Origin of the sequence: Paraburkholderia sp. 40 (assembly GCF_050434105.1) — a bacterium.
Classification (GTDB): Bacteria; Pseudomonadota; Gammaproteobacteria; order Burkholderiales; family Burkholderiaceae; genus Paraburkholderia; species Paraburkholderia tuberum.
The window spans coordinates 19,394-40,365 of record NZ_JBNPVY010000004.1 but is presented as its reverse complement, the minus strand read 5'-3'; the positions used below and the strand labels follow the sequence as shown (position 1 = coordinate 40,365).

Sequence of the window (20,972 nt, the reverse complement as noted above, 5' to 3'; positions counted from 1 at the left end):
GCGCCGCGCTCAACGATGCGCGGCAAGCTCGATCGAGAAGTCCATCCGGCCGATCTCGACGCCCATCGTGTTGAGCCGCTGCGGCGCATGAAAGCCGTCGAGCGCCGCGCGTTGTTCAGGCGTACCGATATCGAGCACGGCGAGCAACTCGGCGGTGACCGCGTAGAGCACGGCGGGATTGCCGTCCTCGATCTTCAGCGCGATGCCTAGCGCGCCCTTCGCGCCGAGCCGCGCGGTCTGCCGCGATGCGCGTACGCCGATCGCATAGCTGCCGTCCGCGCCGACCTTGCCGACCAGCGCGCCATCGAAAGCCTGCATCAGCAGCGTACAGAAGCGCCCCTCCCCGCCGACCAGTTCCGGGTACGACGTCATCGCGCGATAGATGCGCGCGAGCGCGGCCGCACGCGGCGTCGTCGCGGCGGCTTCGGTTTCCTGTTGATCCTGCGCCGCCGCGAGCTTCGCGAACAGACGTGCGAGCCGGTCGAGCGCAAACGCCGGCGTCGGCAGATTGCAGCCGTCGATCGCCCATTGCACACCCTCGTCGGGCAGATCGCAGACGCTCGCGACCGTCTGCTTCACGCGCACCTGCAACGGATGCCCGGGCAGTTCATAGCCGGCGAGCGCCGCGCCGATCGAACGCGCGCCTGGCCGGTTGTGCAATGGAAAATGCGCGAGCCAGATCGTGCCCGCGAGCGCGCCGATCGCCGTGCCCGAGCGCAACAGGCCGAGACCGAGCGGGCCCGCGTGCAGCACGTCGCGCGCGAAGATCGGCAGCAACGCGGTCGCGCCGCCGAACAGTACCGCGAACAGATCGAGCGACAGCGCGCCGAGAATCACCGGCTCGCGACGAATGAACGCGATGCCCGAAAAGATCGATTCGAGCGTGACGGGCGCGCGGCTCGCCGGCTTCATCTGCAACGGAATGCTCCACACCGACGCGGCCGCCGCCGCGAACGTCAGCGTGCACGCGAGATACGCGGCACCGGGCCCGATGCCGTACAGCAGACCACCGAGCGCGGGCCCGGCGATCTGCGCGGTCTGATTGGCGGACGTCGCCCACGCGGTCGCCTTCGGCAGATAGCCGCGCGGCACCACGGCCGGCAGCAGCGACGCCACGGCCGGCGATTCGAACGCGCGCGACGCGCCGACGCAGGCAGCCAGCACGTAGATGACCGGCGCGCTGATCCAGCCGCCGAAGGTGCCGATCGCGAACAGCAATGCAGCGACACTTTCGAGGCTCTGGCAGACGGCGGCGATACGGCGGCGATCGTAACGATCGGCGACATGGCCGACGACGAGCGTCAGCAGGAACATCGGCAGAAACTGCGCGAGACCGACGAGGCCAAGTGCGAACGCGCTATGCGTGAGCGCGTAGACATGCCAGCCCATCGCGACCGCGAGCATCTGGAACGACAGCGACGACAGGATGCGGGTGCACCAGAAACGCTGGAACGGCGGGTGTTTCGGCAGGCTGAAATGCGGGGAATCGGCGGGATCGATGGAGGCTGGGGGCATCGGTTGTTGCTCGTGACTGGGCGCATCGGGGCGTGGGTTGGGCGGGCGCCAGTTTAGAGCAAGACCGTAGGGCATGCACAAAGGAGGCTGGCACGGGCGGCGTGATGGCGGGCGGCCCGTGCCGGGGCGAGCGCGCTCGAACGCATGCTGTGGGCGCAGGCGGGTCGTCAACCCGGGTGACCGTGCGCGCGAGACGCGGACAAAAGGTTTCGACATGCACTGTCCGCGAACTTGCCGAAGCAGGCCGCCTTCGCCTGCTTCGGCGCCACGCATGACTCAGGGCCGCAACGGCCGGCCTTCCGCGCGGCCGAAGTCGACGAAGTGATCGACCGGGTCGACGCCCGCCGCGGAGACGTCGGGATTCGCTTCGAGGTAAAGCTTCGGATCGAAACCGTCAGGCAGTTGGGCAAGCCGCGCCTTGCGTTGAAACGATTCGGCGCTGCTCAACGGGCGACCTTCGAATCGACCGTAGTAGATGTAGTGCTGCAATGCATTGCCGCCGCTCGCGGCGACGTCCGGATTGGCCTCGAGGTACGCCTCGCCGTCGAAGTCGACGATTGGCGTCAGGCTCGACGGCATGCCGGTCAGGTCGTGATAGCACAGACAGCCATCCGCGAAAAAATGGCAAACCAGTGCCTTGCGACTCACGTGCTCCGGATCGCGCATCTTGCTGCCGCCGTGCAACAGGTTCGCATGCCACAACAGTACATCGCCCTTTTTCGGGTAGAAATGCTTTGGGCCCGATGAACGTTCAGCGATGAGCTTCTGAATCGCGGGTTCGTAGATGTCGTGATAAGCGGAATACCCGCAACCGAACGGCATGCCCAATTCAGTCGACATCAGATACGGCAGCTTGTGCGTGCCGGGGTGATAAACGAGCGGCCCGGAGTCGGGATGAATATCCTCGAAGGCGATCCAGTTCGCGACCAGATACCCGTTCGGATAGGTCGACATGTGAATCGAATCGGAATGCTCGAGTTGCTCGCTGCTCTTGTGACCGCCGATCGTCTGGAACGGCGCCGATTTCGCGCCCAGCAGCAGACTCACGATCTCGTTCATGCGCGCGTCGAACAGTATCTCGCGAACAGCCGGCACGTTGAAATGCGGATTCAGCGTGCGCCCAGGTAGCGTATCGCCTTCGAAAAGCGGCTCATGCGGCGGCCGCAGCGTGCCGTCGGCAATCGCGTTTTCGTAGGCTTGCCACGTCGCATCGAGCTGTTCCGTCTTGAAGAAACCCTCAATGATCAGATAGCCGTCGCTCGCCCATTTGCGGCACCATTCGGCCTGCTGCTCGCTGATTACGCCTTGGGACAACAGCTCGGCAACCCGCTCCAGCGCATCCGGTCGATCGAGCCAGGGAACGGGGCCCGCCGCGGGAAATTTTTCGAATTTGAAGACCTGGGTCTGACTGTCGATCGGAACGTCCGCGACGACGGGCTTATCGAAAAAGCGCTGATTCTCGAGAGTATTCATTTTAGGGGAACTTTCCGGGTTCGCGTTTTAGGGTAACTGGCTTGAACACGACGCTGGCCGCGCGGTGTCGATCACTCGAACGAGCGCCCTTCCGCACGGCCATAGCGGATGTAGTGTTCCGCGCCAGAGCTGATGTGCTTGTGCGCAACGGCTTCTGCTACGTCGGGGTTGCGCTGAAGATAGTGCGCCTCGTTGAAATGCGGAATGCGAGCAGCGAAAAGAAGAATCGACGGACCGGCCGGATGTTGTTCGCGATCGTCCACGCCCACGATCACCGTCATGCCCAGTGCGTCGAGGACCGCCATCAGGCTTTCACGGGTCATCCAGTTGGCTTGCGGAGCAGTCCCGCCGATGAATTTTACGTTGTTGATGCTGTCGAGATAACTATGTCGGTGGAGATGCACTTCGCGTCCGCGAAACTCCGAGACGGTTGGCGTCGGATCGAAGTGCCTTTGCAGGTTCGCAGTCGTCCGCGCGACTTCGGCATCGTAATAGTGCGTCCAGATGCAGATCGAATCTGACGCATAGGCCATATCTTCCAGTAGCGATACCGGATCGATCATGTGATAGAGCACGCCGCTTGCAAGAATCAGATCGAATCGCTGATCGCGTTTTTTCAGCAATTCTCTGAAATCGCCATACATGAATTCGGCATTGAACTTCAATGCATTCTGCACGAGCAGGCATTTGAGAAAGGACTTCGAATTCGCCTCGATAGCAAGGACACGTGAAGCGCCGGCTTTGGCCATCATGAACGTATGGCCGCCTTCCATGGGTCCGAGTTCGAGCACGCTTTTTCCGGAAAAGCCGCCGCACATGATCTCGAACCAGTGGAGACGCCCATCGTCGAAATGGGGCGCCATACCTAAACCGTAGCCCGGCACATCGGACACCCATGTGCCATCGAAAAGATTGAAAGCCAAAGTGTGGCCTGGCTCTTCAGTTGCATACAGATCCAGTTCAGTTCCTTTCAATTTGGTGCCTCGATTGATCGTCAAGTTTGCCGATTATGGTGCATCAGCGCGCCGCATGTCACGCGACGGGTGTTAAATCGAACGCGCGTCCGCATCAATGGGCATGATTGGGCATCAGTCGGGCTCGCCGCGCGCTTCGCGGTGCGTATATTTATGCTTGATGTATCGATGTGAACTGCCGGGCTGTTTGCGGCTATGATTGTGCCCCGTGGGCAGCCGCCCGGCTGGCGGCACTCCGGCCCAGTCCCACCGGCCAGCCACACCGTCTAACACTCGAACTCCCGGAGGGCATCGAATGGTACTGGGGTGGCTCGTCCTACTTCCGTTCATGGCCGCGGCGCTCATTGCGCTCACGAGGCCGCGCGCCGCCGCGCTCTGCACCTGGATCGCGTTCGCGACGGCGCTGTTCGGCTGCGCGCTGCTGCTGAGCGAGCGCGTGGGCATGGGCGACCACGACGTGCTGCAATGGCGCCATGAGTGGATGCCCGACATCGGCCTCGCGCTGTCGCTGCGCCTCGATGGCCTCTCGTTCATGTTCGCGTTGCTCGTACTCGCGATCGGCCTGCTCGTCTTCATCTACGCACGCTACTACCTCGCCGGCAGCGATTCGTTGCCGCGTCTGTACCTGCTGCTACTGCTCTTCATGGGCGCGATGCTCGGCATCGTGCTGTCGAACAACCTGCTGCTGCTCGTCATCTTCTGGGAACTGACGAGCCTCGTCTCGTTCCTGCTGATCGGCTTCTGGCCATCGCGGCCCGACGCAAGGCGCGGCGCACGCATGGCGCTCACCATCACCGGCGCGGGCGGTCTCGCGCTGCTTGCGGCCGTGCTGTTGCTCGGCCACGTATGCGGCAGCTACGAGCTGAACGACGTGCTCGCCCAGCTTGACAAGGTGCAGCACGATCCGCTCTACCCGGCCATTCTGCTGCTCACGCTGTTCGCGGCGTTCACGAAGTCGGCGCAGTTTCCTTTTCACTTCTGGCTACCGCACGCGATGTCGGCGCCCACACCCGTGTCGGCCTATCTGCATTCGGCGACGATGGTGAAGGCCGGCGTGTTCCTGCTCGCGCGTCTCTATCCGGTCTTCGAAGGTACCCACCTATGGGCTTACACGGCGACAGTGGCCGGGCTCGTCACGCTGGTGGGCGGCGCGGGGATGGCGTTGTTGCAGCGCGATCTGAAGGGCCTGCTCGCCTATTCGACCATCAGCCATCTCGGCCTGATCGTGCTGCTGTTCGGCCTCGACACGCAGCTCTCGACTGTCGCCGCGCTCTTTCACACGGTCAACCACGCGGTATTCAAGGCGTCGCTCTTCATGGCGGCGGGCATCGTCGATCACGAAACCGGCACGCGCGATCTGGGCCGTCTGCGCGGCCTGCGCAGGTACATGCCGCATACGGCGCCGTGCTCGCGAGCGTCGCGTCGCTGTCGATGGCCGGCGTGCCGCTGCTCAACGGCTTTCTCTCGAAGGAAATGTTCTTCGGCGAAACACTCGCGCAAAGCATGTTCGGGCCGCTGAACCTCGCCGTGCCGGTCATCGCGATCGTGGCGGCGGCGCTCTCCGTGGCGTACTCGCTACGTTTCGTCTGGGGCGTGTTTTTCGACGGCGAGACGCCGCGCGATCTGCCGCACTATCCGCCGCACGAGGCGCCGCGCTTCATGAGGCTGCCGGTCGAGATTCTCGTGGCGCTGTGCCTGCTGATCGGCCTGTTCCCGCAGCAAAGCATCGGCAGGCTGCTCGAGTCGGCCGCGTGGGTCACGCTCGGCGGCAAGCTGCCCGACTACAGCCTTAGCCTGTGGCACGGCGTCAATACGCCGCTCGTGATGAGCGCGGTGTCGTTCGCGGCGGGCGCGGCGCTCTTTTTCCTGCGCCGCAATGCGTTCCGCCACCATCGCACGGCGCTCACCGAGTTGAACGCGAGCGAAATCTTCGACCGCTTCGTGCAGCGTCTCGAGCAGAGCGCCGGCGTGATCGTGCGCTTGTTCGAGACGCGCTCGCTGCCGGCCTACCTCGCATGGATGATCGCGGCGATGCTGATCGTGCCGGGCGTGCCGCTCCTCGCGCTCGACACCTGGAGCGGCAGCCACACGCGCCTGCCGCCCGATCCGTTCACGCTAAGCGGCCTCGTGCTGATGGCGTTGCTCGCCGTCGGCGTGGTGCTCGTGCGTGCGCGCACCCTTTACGCGCTCGTGATGCTGAGCACCTGCGGCCTGCTCGTGTCGCTCGCCTTCGTGCGCTTCTCCGCGCCCGATCTCGCGCTCACGCAGATCTCCGTCGAACTGGTCACGATCCTGCTGCTCGTGCTGGCCGTCTATTTCCTGCCCGCGCTGCAACGCGCCGTCGAGCCGTTCCCCGTCCGGCTGCGCAACGGCGTGCTCGCGCTCGCGGGCGGCGCGCTGCTCGGCGCCGTGTCGTACAGGATCATGACGAGCGCGCCGCTGCCAGGCATCGCTCCGTACTTCCTCGCCAATGCGCTGCCCGGCAGCGGCGGCCACAACGTCGTCAACGTGATCCTCGTGGATTTCCGCGGCTTCGATACGATGGTCGAAATCAGCGTGCTCGTGGTCGCGGGGCTCGCCGTCAAGGCGCTGCTGCGCGGGCTGCGCCTGAAGTCGCCCGATGCGGGGCCGGATGGGCGGCCATGGTCGTCGCAATCGCATCCGCTGATGCTCGCGATCCTTGCGCGGCTGATGCTGCCGCTCACCGTGCTCGTCGCCGTGTTCGTGTTTCTGCGCGGCCACAACCTGCCCGGCGGCGGCTTCATCGCGTCGCTGATCCTCTCGATCGCGTTGTTGCTGCAGTACGTCGCGAGCGGGGTGCTGTGGACCGAGTCGCGCATCCACCTCAACTACCGCGCGCTCGCGGGCTTCGGCATTCTGATCGCCGCGGCCACGGGGCTCGGCAGTCTCGCGTTTGGCCAGCCGTTTTTGACCAGTGCGTTCGGGCACCTGCACATGCCGCTGATCGGAGAGATCGAACTGTCCACGGCGATGCTGTTCGATCTCGGCGTAACGGGCGCGGTGGTCGGCACGACGCTCACGATCGTCTCGCACCTCGGCGTACGCGACAAGGACATGCAGTCCGTGGAGAAAAGCTGATGGAAGCCGCCTTTGCCATCGCGATCGGCGTCCTTTGCGCGTGCGGCATCTACCTGCTGCTGTGCGCGCGCGTGTTGCCGGTGATTCTCGGCATCACGCTGTTCTCGTATGCGATCAACCTGTTCCTGCTCGGCATGGGCCGGCTTGCGATCGGCAAGCCAGCGGTCATCGCGGCGGGGGCGCAATACGTCGATCCGGTGCCGCAAGCGCTCGTGCTGACGGCCATCGTGATCGGCTTCGCAATGACGGCCTTCACCGTGGTGCTCGCGCTGCGCTCGTTTTCGATCACGGGCAACGATCACGTCAATGGCGAGGAGGCGCACGGCGAATGAACCACGTCCTCCTGCTCCCGATCCTGATTCCGCTCTTTTCCGCGGGCGTCATCGTCGCGCTGCCGCTGCGCGCGAAACGCCTGCAACGCGCGCTGAACGCGCTCGCCATCATCGCGCTGCTGCCCGTCGCGTGCCTGCTGATGGCGCGCGCCGCGCAAGGCGAGATCGCCAGCTACGCGCTCGGCGCATGGCCCGCGCCGTTCGGCATCGTGCTGGAACTCGACCGGCTCGGCGCGCTGATGCTGGTGCTCACCGCCGTGCTGGCGGTCTGCTGCCTGCTCGGCACCTCGAGCGAGGACGCGAGGCGCGGCCGCTATTTCCGTGCGCTGTTCCAGTTCGAGCTGATGGGCCTGAACGGCGCCTTCCTCGCGGGCGATCTCTTCAACCTGTTCGTGTTCTTCGAACTGCTGCTGATCGCGTCGTACGCGCTGCTGCTGCATGGTGGCGGCGCGCGACGGGTACGCAACGGGCTGCACTATCTGTTGATGAACCTCGTCGGTTCGTCGTTCTTTCTGGTCGCGATCGGCGTGCTCTACGGCGTCACGGGCACGCTCAACATGGCCGACATGGGCGAACGTCTGGCGCGTCTCGGGCCGGAGTCGCTGCCGCTCGCGCAGTTCGCGGGCGCGACGCTGATGCTCGTGTTCGGCCTCAAGGCCGCCGTGTTTCCGATGTCGTTCTGGTTGCCGCAGGCCTACCGCAGCGCCATCGGCCCGGTGGTCGCGCTGTTCGCGATCATGACCAAGGTCGGCATCTATGCGATGCTGCGCTGCGACGCGCTCGTGTTCGGCGCGGCGGGCGGCGTGCTCGATGCGTTCATGCATCAGTGGGCGTGGTGGCTCGCGATCGCGACGATCGTGTTCGGCGCGCTGGGCGCGTTGGCGGTGTCGAGTCTCAAGACCACGACGGGCTATCTCGTGCTGGTTTCGGTGGGTCTGCTGATCGCGGCGATCGCACTACAGACGCCGCTTGCATGGAGCGCGCTGCTCTACTACCTGATCAGCACGACGCTCTGCACAGGCGCGCTGTTCCTGCTCGCCGACACGCTCGAACCCGAGCAAGCCCCGACACCGCACGCCGCCCACGCCGCCGTTTCCGCCGATGCCAATTCGATCGAGCCCGGCTCGCTCGAAGCGCTCGACGACGCGGCCGCGGCGGCCATCTCGCCCGACCCGGACGGCGAAGCGGTGGCGACGCTGGCGCTGGTGCAGCCGCTGCAGGTCGAGACGGCCGGCGCGCTCGCCGTGCTGGTCGGGGAACCGGCTCACACCGAAGCCGAAGCTACGGTCGAAGCGGTCCCGCGCACGCACGCACCGTGGCCGTCGAACCTCGCCGCGCTGCTCTATCTGATCGCCGCGGTGGGCGCCGCGGGCCTGCCGCCGCTGTCCGGGTTCCTCGGCAAGGCGATGGTGCTGGCCGCCACGCCGCTCGGCGCGGCAGTCGTGCTGTGGCCGGCCGTACTGCTGTCGAGCCTGCTCTCGATCGTCGCGCTGAGCCGCACGGGCACGCGCCTGATGTGGGCCGCGCCGGCCGCGCGCGCCGCCGCCGGCAAAGCGGAGCGCGCACCGCGTGGCAGTAATGCGAAGCTCGCCGCCTGCGCGGTCCTGCTCGGCTGTGTCGTGGCCATCACGCTCGGCGCGGGCGCGGTGCGGCACTATCTCACCGATACGGCGACACAGCTATTCGATCGCGCCGCCTACGTGCACGCGATCCTGCCCGCGGCGCGCTCCTCGCCACCAGCGGCCGCCGCGACCACGGCCGACGCACAGGGGAACTGACGATGTTGAAAAGGCTCTTCCCCCACCCGTGGCTCGCGGTCTTGCTGATCATCTGCTGGGTGCTGCTGATGAACGACGTCTCGCCGGGCAATCTGCTGCTCGGCGCCGCGCTCGGCTACGCGATCTCTTTTCGCGTCGCCGAAGGCTTGTGGCTGCGGCCGGTGCGCTTCGGCCGACCGTGGCTGCTCGTGCTCCTCGCCTGGCATGTGTTGGTCGATATCATCGTGGCCAACGTCGAGGTCGCGCTGCTCGTGCTCGGCCCGACGCAGCGGATGCGCCCGGCGTTCATCGAAGTGCCGCTCGACAGCACCCACGAAATCGCGCTCACGGTGCTCATCAGCGTGATATCGCTGAGCCCGGGCACGCTGTGCGCCGAACTCAGCGACGACCGCACGCGCCTCTCCGTGCACGTGCTCGATCTCGGCGACGATGCGGCACTCATCGCGCTCATCAAGTCCCGTTATGAAGCCCCTTTGATGGAGATCTTCGCATGCTAGCCATCGTGATTCCGATCTCGCTCGCGATCCTCGGCATCGCGTTCCTGCTCGCGCTGTGGCGCCTCGTGCGCGGGCCCTCGCTGCCCGATCGCATCGTCGCGCTCGATACGCTCAACATCAATGCGATTGCGTTGATCGTCGTGTACGGCATCAGCTTGCGCTCGACGGTGCTCTTCGAAGTTGCGCTTCTGATTGCCGTGATGGGTTTCGTGGGTACCGTCGCGCTCACCAAGTACCTGCAGCGCGGCGACATCATCGAACTCAACTAGCGTGGGGTATGCCGATGGAAACTTTTGTCGAAGCGATCGTTTGTTTGCTGCTGCTGGCCGGCAGTCTGTTCACGCTGGTCGGGGCGGTCGGGCTCGCTCGGCTGCCCGACTTCTTCATGCGGCTGCACGGTCCGACCAAGTCGACCACGCTCGGTGTGGGCGGCATCGTGCTCGCGTCGGTGGTGTATTTCAGCGCGCATAACAACTTCGCGAGCCTGCATGAGTTGCTGATTCCGGCGTTTCTGTTTCTCACCGCGCCGATCAGTGCACATATGCTGGCGAAGGCTGGGATTCAGCAGGGAGTGACGCTGTCAGAGGCGACGCGGGGGCGGCCGCCTGTTACGGGCGCTTGCGCGGAACGGGGGAATACGGGGGAATACGGGGGAGTTGCGGGAGGGGGATGAGGGGTGAGGCTCGTCGAAGCTTCGCGCCTCTTGGGACGATGCCGCGTGCACAAAATTCTCGTTGACCGGGTTTTGTGTTCTGTCCCGGAGGAGCTATGTCTACACAGCGTCCATGACCGCGCGCCCGACCTTGTCGATCTGATGGCTGAACCGGCTTGGATCGAATACCCCACATCTCAGAGAAACTTCCACCGCCGCCCTTCCCGACACCCGTGTTCGAGGTAGTGTGCCGCGGGATCTGCGTTGGCTGCCGCGACGTCTGGATTCAGTTGCAGGTAGACGGCGGGATCGAAATCCAGTGGGAGTTTCGGCCTTGCATAAGGCTCAAACGCATCAGGCATGCTGCGTTCGATGACGGCATGCTCGACCTCGACTCCAGAATAAATGTTGGGCTGAACAAAACCTGTGCTGGCATCCTTGATCTGTCGATATTGGGTCTGACCGAACGCCGGGTCAGATACCACAGGGGTGTAGTACACGCAGTTTTCGAAGTAATAGTGCGTGACCTGACTCCAACGGGTACGGGTTGGATCGGTCTGCTTTGAGCCGCCATGCAGAAGGTTCGAAGCCCAAATCAGTGCCTGCCCCTTCCTGGCGTGGAACGTTACAGGTGCGATTCCTGCTTTCCTGATCAGTTGCTGCCAGAGGCTCAAGTATCTAGCGTAGTGCGCCGTGGGCTTGTGCTGCGTTGCCGAGCAGACGCCCATGTGCTCATTCACATAGGTCGGAAATTTGTGACTGCCCGGATAGTATTCGAGCGCGCCGTTGGTGCCGTCTACGTCTTCCAATGCGACCCACACACCGCACATGAAGCGCTCTGGAACGCACGAAAAGTGTATGGCGTCGTTGTGGATAGGCTGCTGTGTTCCGACAGGAAAGTTCAGCGTCTGGAACGGGATGGCACGGCGTCCGTAGAGCTGGGAAAGAAGATGAAGAATCTGTGGATTGGAGGCCAACGATCGCACGTCCTCGTCGGTCTCCCACGCGTCCTGCACCCTCATGCCATCATTTTTATGCCAGAGCTCGTCGCGCCAGGGGGGTGTCCGGAATTTTGTGTAAACGGGTTGAGGTTTAACCCGGCACTAGCCGCTCTTCGAACTGGATTGTGAAGCGGTTCAGGGCCGCTTTCCAGTCGCGGATAGGCATCGTCCACTTCTTGCTGATGTTGTTCAGCGCCAGGTAAAACAGCTTGGTCACGGCCTCATCGGTCGGAAACGAGCTGCGGGTCTTGATTACTTTGCGCAGACTCATGTTGATCGATTCTATGGCATTCGTGGTGTAAATCACCTTCCTGATTTCCGGCGGGTAATCGAAGAACGGAATCACGCGTGCCCAGTTGCGCCGCCAGCTCTGCCCGATGGAAGGGTAGTCCTTGTCCCACCTGGCCTCGAAGACGCCGAGCATCTGCTCGGCCAGCTCTACGGTCGATGAAGTGTAGATCGTCTTCAGATCGGCGGCGACTTCCTGCTGTATTTTCCACGGCACGAAGTTCAGGCTGTTGCGCACCATATGCACGATGCACAGTTGCACGGCCGCCTTCGGATAGACCGCTTCAATGGCTTCAGGGAAACCTTTGAGCCCGTCGACGCAGGCGATAAAAATGTCCTGCACGCCGCGCGTCTTCAGCTCAGTGAGCACCTGCAACCAGAACTTGGCACCCTCGGTCTGGGCAATCCACAGTCCCAGAACCTCCTTGTGACCGGTCATGTTCACGCCGATGGCCAGGTACACTGCCTTGGTGCGCACCGCGCCGCTGTCGCGCACCTTGACGTGGATGCAGTCGAGATAGACGATCGGGTAAAGCGCATCGAGCGCACGGCCTTGCCAGACCTTCACCTCCTCGCTGACGGCGTCGGTGACCGCCGAGATGAGCGTGGGCGAGACCTCCGTGCCGTACATTTCTTCCAGGTGCCCCTGGATCTCGCGCACGCTCAGGCCACGCGCATACAGCGAAATGATCTTGTCGTCGAAGCCCGTCCAGCGCGTCTGATGGCGCTCCACCAGCTTCGGCTCGAACGCCCCCTGACGGTCGCGCGGGATGTTGAGCGGCAACTCGCCAAATTCCCCCTGCAGCGTCTTGGCGCTATGCCCATTCCGGGTGTTGCCAGTGGCATTAGTCACCGCTTCGCTCTTGCCATGGCCCAGGTGCTCGGACATCTCCGTCTCAAGCGCTCGCTCCACCAGCATCTTCGTGAGCTGCTTGAGCAACCCGTTCTCGCCTATCAGATCTTCCGGCTTCTGGTAGTTCGCCAGCAGGCTGTCTGCCAGCTTGACGAGTTCAGGATCGGGTTTTTCTCTTTTGTTGCGTTTCGCTACGGTCATCTGTGCTCCTGTTGCTGACAGTTTCCTGCCAAATGACCGTTTACACAAAAATTTTTACACCCTCCGCGCCAGTGGTCAAAATCAAACCTTCCATGAAATTTCGTTTTGATTCGCTCCGCGCGCGCGTCGAACTCGGCATCCGGAAAATCGATAATCGCGAAGCCATTCTCGCGGAGTTGTCTGGCCGCACGTAAAACGTTTTCAGATGCCTCCTTCTGGGCGAAAAGCTCGTCGAAGAACGGCGATTCAACATCTGGAACGCCTGGCAACGGATTCACGAAGGAAGTATTCATGTTGTGTATCGGCAATGTTTACGTTGCGAATGACCAGCGATGCAGTCTAGCACGTTGGTTTTGCCGCACCACCGTTACCTTGCCGTCACCATGTGCAGCGCCACTCGCGCCAACCTCAACCTGGAGCACAGCCCGCACGACCGTACAATCGCGGGAGGAATTCGCAATGCAGTTTCAAAGCTCGAGAACGAGATCCGATGTGGGTCGGGTGCAGCAAAGCAAACGGAAATCCTTTTGAACCTCTCTTTCGCGAATCCCACCGTTGTGCTTCATATCCACAGTGCCCTCAAGCACCCTGGTTTTACATGTCCCGCATACACCCTGACTGCAGGACGACGGTATCGGGACGCTGTTCTTCCTCGCAGCAGCCAGCACGGTGTCAGACGGGCTCATGGTGAACCTCCTGGCCGAGCGGGAAAGCCTGACCGTGAACACCTCTTGAGCCGCACCGTTCTTTTCCTCCATAGGCTCCGGCGCCACAGCCGGCGCGAAAGTGAAGCTTTCCTGGTGGTAACGGTCCGGGTCGTGACCGCCTTCTGGAGCAAATCCTTTACTCCGGACATGTAGCCGGCAGGGCCGCAGGTGAAGACTTCCCGCTCCTTGAAGTCAGGCAGCCATTCAGAAAGCTGTTGCAGGCCAAGCCGACCTGTCGCGCCAGCCCAATCGCTTTCGTCACCGATGCCTTCGCATACGAAGATCAGCTTCAGTTGCGGCGACAGTTTCGCCAGTCTCTGCAGTTCCGCGCGAAAAACGATATCGGCAGGCGTCCTTGTGCTGTCCACAAATGCGATATCCCGGTCAAGCCCGAGGTCGATGCTCGCCCGGGTCATCGACATCACCTTTCACTTATGATCTCCTGGAAAACTCGGGGCGATATGTCGGAGCGTGAGACGAAAAAGCACTGGTTGGACTATGTAGCCGCTTGGGTTGCGTTATTTGCGGCTATCGGCTCAGTGTTTGGCGCTGGAGCATCCTGGTACCAGTTCAAGGCATCCCGAGAGCAACCACAGGCGATCAAGTTTGATCAGCGGCCCTGGATTTCGCTGGAAACGCAACCAGAAGGCCCGCTTGTCCGTAACGAGAACAACGGCATGGCATACACGTTCGGATATCGCCTAAATAATGTAGGCCGATCGCCGGCTTTCAACGTCATGTTCACGGCCATGATGATGCCGCTAGCAAACCCGCACGAAGGGGAACCAGTCTCGGTGGTTTCTCTTATGCTGAACCGACCGAGGTTCTGCGGCGCACTGTAGCCCAAGCATGCCAGCAAGATGATTTTGCCCGTGCACGCGGGATGGGCGATGTAATGTTCCCTAGCGCTGTTGAGAACCTGCAATGGAAGGCCCACAGCCAAGGTCCCGCCAAAGGATTTGTTCCGGGATTCGCCGTAGTTGCGTGCGTTGAATATCAGTTCAGCGGCGACCCGACTGTTCATCAGACCGTGCGCGTATTCGATTTGGAGCCGCGCGAGTACGGCAAAATGATTCACCTTGACGCTTCTGACGGCGCCCCCCAGGAATTGGTTTTTTTCCCGCACTCGATCGAGGGTTTCTCATCCAACTGATGTAGGCAGGCCGACGGCTCGTCCGAGCGACTGCCCGCGACCGCGCAACACACGCACATCATGACAGCGTGCGGGTCGAGCACGGGGTTAAGGCATAGGAGATTGCGGGGTGACAGGCTGGAAGCCTGATCTGGCGGGGTATTCTGGCGGAGAGACGGGAATCTTGGGATCGTCGGCAAGCCCGTGCCGGGTTTGACTTCCAGTTTTCCTACCCACACCCCCGCTGCAAGAATCGCCGCACTTGCCGCATGGTGAAATCTGCCGCGTATCCCCGCCGACTCCGGCGTTCGATACGACAGCATATTATCAGCCGGCCGAATGCTAAGCGCTCTGCCTTCGCCGGTTCGCGGCCCGCCTTGACGGTCGCCTGAACCGTCGAACGAGTGTTGCCGTTTCGGCAACCTTGATGTACGGGGACCGCCGAGGTCTTTCTCGCGGATGTCGCTCTTGATAACGCCCACTCGATCGTCAATCGGCGACGGGAACCCTTGTGTATACGGCTTCTCCGGCCGGTCGGGAGTGACGATACCGTCAGCCATACCGAAAAATCCAGTCGGCAGTTTTCAACTCTGGACAGACCGCAACAGAGAATCCACGCGCACTTTCGTTGAGGTTGACCCGGTTCGATGGATAGATTTGCAGTTGAGTTTAATGCGGTGTGGCACCTCCCGATAAGGTTGAATTGCGGGTTGTCCACGGTCGGGCGGCGGGTCGCCTGTCGCGACCACGACGCTGCCCGGCGGTGGGCAATCCGCGCGGCGATAAGCTTTGATCTTGCGCATGCAGGTTTTCGAACTCGAGCGGCGAACAGTAGCCGATGCTGCTGTGCAGGCGGCGTATGTTGTACCAGCTCGTGCGACACGTGTCGCCGTCCGCCGGACGTAAATCGGCAATGTAGTGGATGGCAAAGTCTGTTTCTGTCTTGTCACGCGCGGCTTGCCGTGCCGTGACCTGCCGTACGACCGGCAGTTGCCTACCTGGACGTGCGTGACTGGTAACGGTCGGGTGCGAAGCTCCAGGGACAACGTCTCGTCGAAAGACGTCATTACTGGCGACGGTGAGTGACGATGCTGCAAGCCGCAATGCGGCGTAGAGGCCAGGCAAGTTCCGCATGCGCAACAGATGTGAACCGTTGATAAACCTCGTAAACAACAACGGGCCGAAGCGGCTTACAGGCCCGAGCCAAAAAGGCACGCAGCTGGATGCTCCTTTGGGTTGTAGGAGCACGTCGTCGCAACGCTGCCGGGGAAAAGACGGGCGCTAAACGGACAGGCCCGCTGCGAGGAGAAGTTCAAATTGCATCTGGGTCGGCAGGAACGGGAACGTGGTAAGCCCGATTCTCCGCCATCGGTCTGAACTCGGGCCCGTGGCAGGTGAGCCGTGAGGCAAGCTGTTGGGGGAGTGGGTAAGAGAACGCGGAAAAAGCGAATGCCGGGCTGTAATCGCCCGGACAGGGGTTCAAAATTTGCCCCGACCTGAAAGGGTGCTGACTTCCGTGTGGTGCAGCTGTCGCAGACGCGCACCTGAGGTCTCGGAAAGGCAGCTTGAGAGTGGCCGGCGCAAGCTGGTTCAGCGCCTTTCCCCTGAGTGATCAGGCAGACCGACGACGCGAGGGTTTGCGAAGGCCCTGTGCGGTTCCGGCAAGGCCGGCGTCAGTGCGACGCTTAACGCGGTGCTCGAGCCGTATGCGGGGAAACTCGCACGTACGGTTCTTCGGGGGCTCCGTGTCCGCAAGGACACGGGGCTACCCAATTCCAGAAACGAGAACAGACGCCGCCGTGCCTGTTCGTGAGTCGCGAAGTGTTCGCGACAGAGCAGTTCGGCTTCGAGTGTGCCGAAGAACGACTCGCACATCGCGTTGTCATAGGCATCGCCGGCCGTGCCCATCGACGGCTGTACGCCTGCTTCGTGGCAGCGCCGTCCAAAGGCAATGGACGTGTATTGACAGCCTTGATCGGAATGTAGAATCACACCGTCATGGCGTCGTTGCTGCAACGCCATGTCCAGCGCGCGTAACATCAGTTCGGTATCCAGATGGCTGGACATCGCCCAGCCGATGATGCGACGGCTGAACACATCCGGCACGACCGCCAGATAGAGGAATCCTTCGCCCGTGGGTACATAGGTCGCATCTGCGACCCACAGCACGTTTGTCGCGTCGGCACTGAAGTGCCGGCGCACCAGATCAGGCGCACGCCGGGCGCCTGCGCGTGGCCGTGTGGTGCGCGGCCAGCGCCGCCGGCTTGCCCCGCACAGACCCGCCATACGCATGAGGCGCGCCACCCGCTTGCGCCCCACGTGTACGCCTTCGCGCGCGAGCTGCGCATGGATACGCGGTGCCCCATACGTGCCGCGCGAGCTCGCATGTAGCGTGCGGATGCGCGAGAGCAGTTGCGCATCGCTGCGTGTGTGCATCGCGGGCTCACGCACCAGCCACGTGTAATAGCCGCTCGTCGAGACGCCGAGCAGCCGCGCCATCATCGCAATGGGCCAGCGGGCCCGGTTCGCTTTCATGAACCCGTACCGCCCTTCGGTGGAATGGATCCCGTCTCCCTCGCGAACCAGGCTGCCGCGTGAGAGAGGATGTCGCGCTCCATCTTCAGTTGCCGGACTTCACGACGCAACCGTGCGAGCTCCTGCCGTTCGGCTGTGGTCAGACCATCATGCCGCACGCCTGTGTCGCGATCAGCCTGCGCTACCCAGTTGTAGATGGTCTGTGCGGTCGGCTCGAACTCCTTTTCCAGTTCCTCCGGCCTGCGTCCGGCCTTCACCAACTCGACTATTTGCGCCCGAAATTCCGCCGGGTACGGGGTACGATGCTTGCCCATAATCGGCACCTCCTTCTCCAAAGGATAGATGTCCGTTTTTCTGGGTCAACTTCACATCGCCATGTATCCGATTTTTATTGGTGCGTTGTCGGTCTCTATTTTTCGTTCACTTGAGAAGTAGCAAGGAATTCCTTTGTGCACTAGGGGACCGGAGGTAGCCGCATGCGACGCCGTGCCCGACGAATCGTAAGCAGGCATTCGCTGACTGCGCGACGCGATCGGCGGGAATTGCCGCTCCGGTCCAGTTTGACCATTCGGGCTGCCAGACCACGTTGTTAAGGAACCGATCCGGCACGTCTGACGGAATGGAACGCGCCATAACGGCAGATTGCAATCGCTTCAGCGTCGGACTGTGAAGCGGCCTGTGCGAAGGCAACTGACCACCGGCCGCAGACATCGCGATAGCGGATCGAATAGATAAACATGGCAATCTCCTGTGGCATCGAGGATCAACGGGGCCTTTGCGCCATGTCCGGTCGGCCACACGATAGACGGTCGAGCGATTCGGATTTCGTCAGCGTTCTTCTTAGGTACGGCGTCGAAGACGCTGTAGGCGTATGCGCTGTCCATGAACGCGCGGCGGTTGAGCGCTTGCAGCGGCTTGCGATGGAGCGGCGTCTACGATCTTCTGGAATATCTCGTAGGTCCGGTTGGTGGCTTCTTCCCATGCCCATGACACGACGCAATCTTTCGGGATCTTGTCGTTCAAAGCCGCATGTATCGCGCCGCGCATGTGATCCCACAGGTCGCGACGATCCAGTGTGACGAGATTGCGGGCGTCCTCGCTCTGCGCGCTTTGGGATGGAGTCATGGTCATTTCTGTTCCTTTGCGCGGGTGAGCGCGATATCAGATGTATGCTGGGCGAGACGGATGGCGTTGCCTGCTTCCTTCCACGCCATCTGGCGTTCACTCCGGTAAACAATCAGCACATCAAGCAGGAAGCAGAACCCGCCGACTGCCATCAGTCCGAGCAACAACCCTATGGCCTCAAGCGCTCCAGCCCACACTTTCATGTCCATGTCAGTCCTTTGCGCGGGCGGCGAAGTTAGCAATCTCCACGGCGTGCTCAACGTATTCGACCGGCAGATTGATGCCGTGCGCGTCGCAGATCGAAACTACGTCGTCATACGTCACCGCCTCGTCTGCGACTGGCTGAGCCGTCGTGCCATCGAGCAGGATCGCGCCTTCCTCGGGATATTCAGTAATCCAGCAATAGATGCCTTGTCCCGAATGCCCAAAGCCGTATTGAATGGTCGCCTCGGTTTCGAGTTGATCGCCATCTCGATCCGGCGCGATGAAGTCGAGCGCTTCGGCCAGTTGCGCGCCGGTCAACGTGACGGCGTCGCCCGCATCCTTGAGTGCATCGCTGGCGCGCGGAAGGGCATCATCAATCAGCGTACCTGGGGATAGCTTCGCATGCAGCTGCTTGGCATCGTCTCGTACGGCGGCTACCTGTTCCTTCGTCCAGAAGGCTTGGGGAGTGGCGGCTTGCTCGGCGAGGTGTTCTTGATACGCCTCTCGATTCGCTTCGCAGACTTCGCATTCGTCCAGCGAGAACGCGCATTCGCATCGGCCAACGGGCTTGAATTGCATCCCTGCTTGCGGTACTGCCGCGCGAGCCTCCGGGTCCGTCCCAAACACGGCATCACCATTTATGTCGTAGCCAATCAGCACCTGATGCTGCTCGGCATCGAATGCCTCCCGCTCGTCGCTCACAGTCGCGGCACAGCGAGGGAGTGCCGCGCGTCGCACTAAAGATTGATAGTGGAGCAACGGGACCGTTGTCATCGGATTAGCTTCGTCGATCGGCTCTGCACTGGTAGCAGCGAGAGCGGCTTCGAGCTCTTCGCCGATAGCGTTCAGCCGTTCGACGTTCTTCTCGGTGTACATATGCTCAAGCGCGCGGGCGGCTTTTGCATGGCGCTCGATCAGTCGCGTGGCATCAGGTGCTGTATGTTCTGTCATCTCGCCTCGCAATATCCGCCTCACGAATAAACGCCACTTATCCGTCCAGCAGATAAAAAGAACCGCCCGAAACTGCGGCGGATTGAACACACGCGAGCGGGGATTGCCGCTCGGTTTTTGGGGTGCCGCTGCCCTTGGATCATGCGAAACGCGCGAGGCCAATGCATGGGGGCTGCGGCGGTAGTCAGGCGGCTTTCTGCCTCAGTTGCTTCTCGTATTGCGCGACGAGCATTGCGAACTGCCAGAGGTCTTGCTCCATCTTTGGCACGCTTCTCTGCGGCACGCGCCTCGTCCCACTCATCGCGCAAGTCTTCCAGCCTCATTTCTTCTGGCTCGGCGATTGCGACAAGCCGCCTCTCTTCCGCGATCACCGCACGGGAGAATTCGGTCGCAACTTCAAGGGCTGCCTTGCCTGCTCGCAAAATGCCAGTGCGCGTGGTTTTGAGAACCATCAGTGCGGAGTGGCATTCTTCGCGCCCGTCTTTGTTTTTGATCGCGGTAATGGATGCTGATTTCGCAACCAGGTCGCGCAATTTCGTTTCATGCTCAGCTGTGCCGAGTGCGATAGCGGCACGCTCGGGCACGGTCAATTCTTTGGACTCGCTCACGCGGCCTCCAGTAAGTTAAGTTTCGTCGGCCCGAGCACCGTCTCGAGATCGATCCGCGCTATCGCCAGATCGGTCATCAGGCGCGACGGCATGGCGCAAGTCGGATCGCGGTTCCACGCGTCGTCTATTACCTTCATAGCGGCGATCGCTTCAGCTATGCGCGTGGCGGGGATTTCGGTCAGCTATATGCGCCGGCATGGCTTCAATATCGACGCAGCCGAGAAGTGGCCGGGTTCCGTTGCGGATGGTCGCTACCGCCGACATCGGATCGTCTCGACGCAACTGGTCCAAAACTCCTTGCGCTCGTGTTCATCGTGACCCTCACTGGATACAGACGCGAAATGAACCTCGAACTCCATGGAATCAAGGTAGACGGACGACGAAAAGAAAACCATTGTACGAACGGTCGCTGCAGTCGCCCGTGGGCATAACGTGCTCATACTTTCGGATGCCTCGAGGTGTCCCCGGGGCGCCCGGTAAGGCCGTCATGCGCGGGTATGAGACAGCCATTTCTAATGGTTGATGGGTGGAGCGCCGGCGAGGTACTTCAGCGCCGTGAGCGCCGATCACTTGCCGTGCGACGAGACCGCGCACATGGCCGTTGTACTCTTCAAAGCTGCCTATAAGGACCTTCCAGTTTTTGCAAGCTGGTTTAGTGATCCATATGTTTGATTCCTGAATCGGTCAGTGAGGACTACAACGACGACGGTTGGCGGCGTGACAGACTGCATGCCTGTAAACGGCCTTGTTGGGCGCCATCACAACCGCGCCCGGGCCTGGATAGTAACCGCGCAGCAGGACTCCATCCGTTGGACGGCGAATACATTTCGTGTAGCGCCTCACAGCTTTTCGAGTTCGCCCGCTGCCGGTCTGACCTGTCGCTATCCTTGTCGATTACGTCCTGGACTACGGAATCAATTTATGGCGATGTCGTTTGGGGTTTCAGGCGTCCGTCGCTCCACCGGTGCGGACGGGCGCGCAGGACGGATCGAATCGGTTCTGTTGCAGTAAGGCCGGTCCGCTATGATATGCGGAACGACATGAACG

Annotated in this window: 19 protein-coding genes and 3 pseudogenes; 6 read left to right on the top strand and 16 right to left on the bottom strand. The window is 62.0% G+C overall.

The genetic code is table 11. The features are described from left to right. Positions 1–9: 9 nt before the first annotated feature. The 3 genes from OKW28_RS21945 to OKW28_RS21935 all read right to left on the bottom strand — a co-directional run bounded on the left by OKW28_RS21945 (position 10) and on the right by OKW28_RS21935 (position 3,986). Entirely contained in the window at positions 10–1,515 is a 1,506-nt protein-coding gene (locus OKW28_RS21945; protein WP_429448908.1) for an MFS transporter, read from the bottom strand. Between the two features lie 276 nt (positions 1,516–1,791). Continuing rightward, positions 1,792–2,988 (bottom strand): phytanoyl-CoA dioxygenase family protein, encoded by a 1,197-nt coding sequence (locus OKW28_RS21940; RefSeq protein ID WP_429448906.1) that lies wholly within the window; start codon positions 2,986–2,988, stop codon positions 1,792–1,794. A gap of 71 nt (positions 2,989–3,059) precedes the next feature. After that, positions 3,060–3,986 (bottom strand): class I SAM-dependent methyltransferase, encoded by a 927-nt coding sequence (locus OKW28_RS21935; RefSeq protein ID WP_429448904.1) that lies wholly within the window; start codon positions 3,984–3,986, stop codon positions 3,060–3,062. Positions 3,987–4,257: 271 nt separating this feature from the next. Here OKW28_RS21935 and OKW28_RS21930 point away from each other — a divergent pair. The 6 genes and pseudogenes from OKW28_RS21930 (at position 4,258) to OKW28_RS21905 (ending at position 10,341) form a co-directional block, all read left to right on the top strand. Continuing rightward, a pseudogene (locus OKW28_RS21930) lies at positions 4,258–7,061 on the top strand (monovalent cation/H+ antiporter subunit A). Next, on the top strand, positions 7,061–7,393 hold the full coding sequence (locus tag OKW28_RS21925) for a Na+/H+ antiporter subunit C (protein WP_429448902.1): 333 nt from the start codon (positions 7,061–7,063) through the stop codon (positions 7,391–7,393). The pseudogene OKW28_RS21930 and the gene OKW28_RS21925 overlap by 1 nt, the downstream one beginning before the upstream one ends. Then, on the top strand, positions 7,390–9,171 hold the full coding sequence (locus tag OKW28_RS21920; protein ID WP_429448900.1) for a monovalent cation/H+ antiporter subunit D: 1,782 nt from the start codon (positions 7,390–7,392) through the stop codon (positions 9,169–9,171). Before OKW28_RS21925 ends, OKW28_RS21920 begins: the two co-directional genes overlap by 4 nt. A 2-nt stretch (positions 9,172–9,173) precedes the next feature. Further along, positions 9,174–9,668 carry a Na+/H+ antiporter subunit E gene (locus OKW28_RS21915; RefSeq protein ID WP_429448898.1) on the top strand — a complete coding sequence of 165 codons (495 nt, stop codon included), beginning with the start codon at positions 9,174–9,176 and terminating at the stop codon, positions 9,666–9,668. Continuing rightward, positions 9,662–9,937, top strand: coding sequence for a K+/H+ antiporter subunit F (locus OKW28_RS21910; RefSeq protein WP_018418609.1), 276 nt, complete (start codon positions 9,662–9,664; stop codon positions 9,935–9,937). Before OKW28_RS21915 ends, OKW28_RS21910 begins: the two co-directional genes overlap by 7 nt. A 14-nt stretch (positions 9,938–9,951) precedes the next feature. Next, a complete protein-coding gene (locus OKW28_RS21905; protein ID WP_429448896.1) occupies positions 9,952–10,341 on the top strand; it encodes a Na+/H+ antiporter subunit G in 390 nt (129 codons plus the stop codon). A gap of 176 nt (positions 10,342–10,517) precedes the next feature. Here the strand turns inward: OKW28_RS21905 and OKW28_RS21900 are convergent. The 13 genes and pseudogenes from OKW28_RS21900 to OKW28_RS21840 form a co-directional block, all read right to left on the bottom strand. After that, positions 10,518–11,381: pseudogene (locus OKW28_RS21900) on the bottom strand (phytanoyl-CoA dioxygenase family protein); the annotation flags it as partial. 31 nt (positions 11,382–11,412) lie between these two features. Beyond that, complete coding sequence (locus OKW28_RS21895) at positions 11,413–12,663, bottom strand: IS256 family transposase (protein WP_429448894.1); 1,251 nt, start codon at positions 12,661–12,663, stop codon at positions 11,413–11,415. Next, complete coding sequence (locus tag OKW28_RS21890; protein ID WP_429448892.1) at positions 12,660–12,956, bottom strand: hypothetical protein; 297 nt, start codon at positions 12,954–12,956, stop codon at positions 12,660–12,662. Before OKW28_RS21890 ends, OKW28_RS21895 begins: the two co-directional genes overlap by 4 nt. Positions 12,957–13,130: 174 nt before the next feature. Continuing rightward, positions 13,131–13,795, bottom strand: a pseudogene (locus OKW28_RS21885) (flavin reductase family protein); the annotation flags it as partial. A 185-nt stretch (positions 13,796–13,980) separates the two neighbouring features. Further along, a complete protein-coding gene (locus OKW28_RS21880; protein WP_429448890.1) occupies positions 13,981–14,448 on the bottom strand; it encodes a hypothetical protein in 468 nt (155 codons plus the stop codon). Positions 14,449–16,092: 1,644 nt separating this feature from the next. Then, positions 16,093–17,037: an IS3 family transposase gene (locus OKW28_RS21875; RefSeq protein ID WP_429448888.1), complete on the bottom strand. Its 945-nt coding sequence runs from the start codon at positions 17,035–17,037 to the stop codon at positions 16,093–16,095. Further along, positions 17,034–17,372, bottom strand: coding sequence for a transposase (locus OKW28_RS21870; RefSeq protein ID WP_429448886.1), 339 nt, complete (start codon positions 17,370–17,372; stop codon positions 17,034–17,036). Before OKW28_RS21870 ends, OKW28_RS21875 begins: the two co-directional genes overlap by 4 nt. 254 nt (positions 17,373–17,626) lie before the next feature. Next, on the bottom strand, positions 17,627–17,776 hold the full coding sequence (locus tag OKW28_RS21865) for a hypothetical protein (protein ID WP_429448884.1): 150 nt from the start codon (positions 17,774–17,776) through the stop codon (positions 17,627–17,629). Between the two features lie 101 nt (positions 17,777–17,877). After that, positions 17,878–18,162: a hypothetical protein gene (locus tag OKW28_RS21860; protein ID WP_429448883.1), complete on the bottom strand. Its 285-nt coding sequence runs from the start codon at positions 18,160–18,162 to the stop codon at positions 17,878–17,880. A 2-nt stretch (positions 18,163–18,164) separates the two neighbouring features. Next, positions 18,165–18,371 carry a hypothetical protein gene (locus OKW28_RS21855; protein ID WP_429448881.1) on the bottom strand — a complete coding sequence of 69 codons (207 nt, stop codon included), beginning with the start codon at positions 18,369–18,371 and terminating at the stop codon, positions 18,165–18,167. 1 nt (position 18,372) lies between these two features. After that, complete coding sequence (locus OKW28_RS21850) at positions 18,373–19,317, bottom strand: hypothetical protein (RefSeq protein WP_429448879.1); 945 nt, start codon at positions 19,315–19,317, stop codon at positions 18,373–18,375. Positions 19,318–19,337: 20 nt separating this feature from the next. Continuing rightward, a complete protein-coding gene (locus tag OKW28_RS21845) occupies positions 19,338–19,925 on the bottom strand; it encodes a hypothetical protein (protein WP_429448877.1) in 588 nt (195 codons plus the stop codon). After that, positions 19,922–20,062, bottom strand: coding sequence for a hypothetical protein (locus tag OKW28_RS21840; protein ID WP_429448875.1), 141 nt, complete (start codon positions 20,060–20,062; stop codon positions 19,922–19,924). Before OKW28_RS21840 ends, OKW28_RS21845 begins: the two co-directional genes overlap by 4 nt. Positions 20,063–20,972: the final 910 nt, after the last annotated feature.

Coding starts and splice junctions, on each gene's coding strand:
- OKW28_RS21945 (WP_429448908.1), bottom strand. CDS start 1,515: ATGCCCCCAGCCTCCATCGATCCCGCCGATTCCCCGCATTTCAGCCTG.
- OKW28_RS21940 (WP_429448906.1), bottom strand. CDS start 2,988: ATGAATACTCTCGAGAATCAGCGCTTTTTCGATAAGCCCGTCGTCGCG.
- OKW28_RS21925 (WP_429448902.1), top strand. CDS start 7,061: ATGGAAGCCGCCTTTGCCATCGCGATCGGCGTCCTTTGCGCGTGCGGC.
- OKW28_RS21920 (WP_429448900.1), top strand. CDS start 7,390: ATGAACCACGTCCTCCTGCTCCCGATCCTGATTCCGCTCTTTTCCGCG.
- OKW28_RS21915 (WP_429448898.1), top strand. CDS start 9,174: ATGTTGAAAAGGCTCTTCCCCCACCCGTGGCTCGCGGTCTTGCTGATC.
- OKW28_RS21910 (WP_018418609.1), top strand. CDS start 9,662: ATGCTAGCCATCGTGATTCCGATCTCGCTCGCGATCCTCGGCATCGCG.
- OKW28_RS21905 (WP_429448896.1), top strand. CDS start 9,952: ATGGAAACTTTTGTCGAAGCGATCGTTTGTTTGCTGCTGCTGGCCGGC.
- OKW28_RS21895 (WP_429448894.1), bottom strand. CDS start 12,663: ATGACCGTAGCGAAACGCAACAAAAGAGAAAAACCCGATCCTGAACTC.
- OKW28_RS21890 (WP_429448892.1), bottom strand. CDS start 12,956: ATGAATACTTCCTTCGTGAATCCGTTGCCAGGCGTTCCAGATGTTGAA.
- OKW28_RS21875 (WP_429448888.1), bottom strand. CDS start 17,037: ATGAAAGCGAACCGGGCCCGCTGGCCCATTGCGATGATGGCGCGGCTG.
- OKW28_RS21865 (WP_429448884.1), bottom strand. CDS start 17,776: ATGTTTATCTATTCGATCCGCTATCGCGATGTCTGCGGCCGGTGGTCA.
- OKW28_RS21860 (WP_429448883.1), bottom strand. CDS start 18,162: ATGACTCCATCCCAAAGCGCGCAGAGCGAGGACGCCCGCAATCTCGTC.
- OKW28_RS21855 (WP_429448881.1), bottom strand. CDS start 18,371: ATGGACATGAAAGTGTGGGCTGGAGCGCTTGAGGCCATAGGGTTGTTG.
- OKW28_RS21850 (WP_429448879.1), bottom strand. CDS start 19,317: ATGACAGAACATACAGCACCTGATGCCACGCGACTGATCGAGCGCCAT.
- OKW28_RS21840 (WP_429448875.1), bottom strand. CDS start 20,062: ATGAAGGTAATAGACGACGCGTGGAACCGCGATCCGACTTGCGCCATG.